2 protein-coding genes and 1 pseudogene are annotated in these 2,572 nt (G+C 73.2%); 2 read left to right on the top strand and 1 reads right to left on the bottom strand.

The features are described 5' to 3' along the window. Positions 1-195, top strand: a pseudogene (locus KME77_RS20530) (GNAT family N-acetyltransferase); the annotation flags it as partial. A 2-nt stretch (positions 196-197) separates the two neighbouring features. On the opposite strand, the gene KME77_RS20525 reads toward KME77_RS20530, so the two are convergent. After that, positions 198-1,310, bottom strand: a complete 1,113-nt coding sequence (locus KME77_RS20525) for an exo-beta-N-acetylmuramidase NamZ family protein (RefSeq protein WP_219470199.1) — start codon at positions 1,308-1,310, stop codon at positions 198-200. 78 nt (positions 1,311-1,388) lie between these two features. On the opposite strand from KME77_RS20525, the gene murQ reads away from it, so the two are divergent. Further along, positions 1,389-2,288, top strand: coding sequence for an N-acetylmuramic acid 6-phosphate etherase (gene murQ / locus KME77_RS20520; protein WP_219470197.1), 900 nt, complete (start codon positions 1,389-1,391; stop codon positions 2,286-2,288). The last annotated feature ends 284 nt before the right edge of the window (positions 2,289-2,572 follow it).

The following is a 2,572-nucleotide window of genomic DNA, read 5'->3' as shown; positions in this document are numbered from 1 at the left end:
CCGGTGGGGACCGCCCCCGGGGCGCGCGGCCGCGGCGTCGGCGGCGCGCTGCTGCGCCGCTGCCTGGCCGAGCAGCGCGCCGCCGGGCAGTCCAGCGCCCAGATCGGCTGGGTCGGGCCGCTGCGGTTCTACTCATGGGCCGTGGGCGCGCGGGCGGAGCGCGTCTTCTGGCTCTACCGGCGCGACCTGGCGTGATGTCACCCGTAGAGGAGTGGCCCTTCGGGGTGCGCGGGCTCGGGGCACAGGGCGCGCGGGTCCTCCCCCGCGTCCAGGCACGCGGTGAGCATGCCGGAGCCCCACAGGTGGTCCATGAACAGCTCGGGCCCCCACCAGGCCAGCTCGCCCGGGTAGAGCGTGCGGGCCACGTGCAGCATGGACAGCCCGGTGAGCACCGGCCGGTAGGCGTCCCTGTCGTGCACGTGGAGCTGCACCCCCCGTACGACGACCCCGGCGTGCTTGTGGAACGTGGGCGTGAACCACGTCTCCCTGAAGCGCACCCCCGGCAGGTCCAGCGCGGCCAGCGCGGGCGCGAACCGCTCGTCCACGTACGGGGCGCCGACCAGCTCGAACGGCCGGGTGGTGCCGCGTCCCTCGGAGAAGTTCGTGCCCTCGAACAGGCCGGTGGCCGGGTAGGCGAACGCGGTGTCCACGGTCGGCATGTTGACCGACGGCATCACCCAGGGCAGCCCGGTCGCGGCGAAGCCCGTGCCGCGCCGCCAGCCCTCCATCGTCACCACGCTCAGGTCCAGGTCGAAGCCGAACAGGGTGGCCAGCTCGCCGATGGTCCTGCCGTGGCGCTGCGGGATCGGGAACCTGCCGACGAAGCTGGCGTACTCCGGGTCGAGCGGCGGCCCCTCCTGGACGGTCCCGCCGAGCGGGTTGGGCCGGTCCAGCACCACGAACCTCAGCCCGAGCCGGCTCGCCGAGGCCATCAGGTCGTACATGGTCCAGACGTAGGTGTAGTAGCGGGTGCCGATGTCGGCGATGTCGAACACCAGCGTGTCCACGCCCGCCGCGGCCACCACCTCGTCCAGCGCCGCGCCCTCGATCTTGTGCGTGTTGTGCAGCGGCAGGCCGGTGCGCAGGTCCACGGTGTCGTGCTCGGTGCCGGCCGCCTGGGCGGTGCCCCTGATCCCGTGCTCGGGCCCGAACAGCGCCGTCAGCGGCGCTCCGGCCGCCAGGAGCGCGTCCGCGGTGGGGGTCAGGTCGGGCAGCACGCCGGTGGGATTGGTGATCAGGCCCAGCCTCGCCCCGCCCGCCAGCGCGGGATCCGTGGCCAGCCGTTCTGCGCCTGTTCGTACGTACGTCATGGACACACAGTGTTCCCTATGGAACACAGTGACTGAAAGATATTTACAAGAGAGAAGTAGAGGGTGGAAATTAGCGTCATGATTGATCCGCTCCCCGAGCTGCCCACCGAACAGAGCGATCCCCGCTACAGCCAGATCGACCGGCTGCCCACGGAGCAGGTCGCCCGGCTGATGAACCAGGCCGACGCCGCCGTGCCCGAAGCGGTCGCCGTCGCGATCCCGGTCATCTCCGACGCCATCGACGCGATCTCCGCGCGCATGGCCGAGGGCGGGCGGCTGCTGTACGTCGGCGCGGGGACCTCGGGACGCCTCGCCGTGCTCGACGCCTCCGAGTGCCCGCCCACGTTCGGCACCGATCCCTCGCTCGTCCAGGGCGTCATCGCGGGCGGGATGGACGCGCTCACCCGCTCCGTCGAGGGCGCGGAGGACGACGCCGAGGCGGGCGCCGCCGCGCTCGCCGACCTGGAGGTGGGCCCGCTCGACTCCGTGGTGGGCGTGTCGGCCAGCGGCCGCGCCCCCTTCGTGCTGGGCGCGCTGGCCGAGGCGGCCCGGCGGGGCGCGCTGACGGTCGGCCTGTCGTGCAACGACGGCGCGCCCCTGTCGGCCGCCGCCGAGCACGGCATCGAGGTGGTCGTGGGGCCCGAGGTGGTGACCGGCTCGACCAGGCTCAAGGCGGGCACGGCCCAGAAGCTCGTGCTGAACATGATCTCCACCATCTCGATGATCAGGCTCGGCCGTACGTACGGGAACAGGATGGTCGAGATGTCGGCCATGAACAGCAAGCTCGCCGACCGGGCGGTACGCATGGTCAGCGACATCACCGGGGCCGACCACGACGCGGCGGGCGCGGCGCTCGACGCGGCCGGCGGGCAGGTCAAGACGGCGGTGCTGATGCTCCAGCACGGGCTCGACGCCGACGGGGCGCGCGCGCTGCTGGAGTCGCACGGCGAGCGGCTCAGCGACGCGCTGAGCGGCTGACGCTCCAGGGGGCGTTCGGCTCGTGGGGGCGGCCTGTGGGGGCGGCTCATGGGTACGGCTTGTGGGTGCGGTGAGCTCACGAGCGTTGTTTCGGGAGGGGTTGAGACATTTGTCCGATCGGCTGGACGCGATCCTCGCCGACGGCGTGCCGCGCGTGTGCTCGGCCGCCGTGGCGGTCGTCGCCGTGGACGGCGCGGTCGCCGCCTCGGCGGCCACCGGCGAGCTGGTGCGCTACGTGGACGCCGAGGGGACCCTGGCCGGCGAGCGGCCGCCCGCCGGCCGTG

Origin of the sequence: Nonomuraea rhizosphaerae (assembly GCF_019396405.1) — a bacterium.
Lineage (GTDB): Bacteria > Actinomycetota > Actinomycetes > Streptosporangiales > Streptosporangiaceae > Nonomuraea > Nonomuraea rhizosphaerae.
Note: the sequence above shows the minus strand (reverse complement) of the source record. Positions and strands in the feature narration are given on the sequence as shown.

Excerpts from the sequence above, each read along its gene's own strand:
- KME77_RS20525 (WP_219470199.1), bottom strand. The coding sequence starts at position 1,310 with ATGACGTACGTACGAACAGGCGCAGAACGGCTGGCCACGGATCCCGCG.
- murQ (WP_219470197.1), top strand. The coding sequence starts at position 1,389 with ATGATTGATCCGCTCCCCGAGCTGCCCACCGAACAGAGCGATCCCCGC.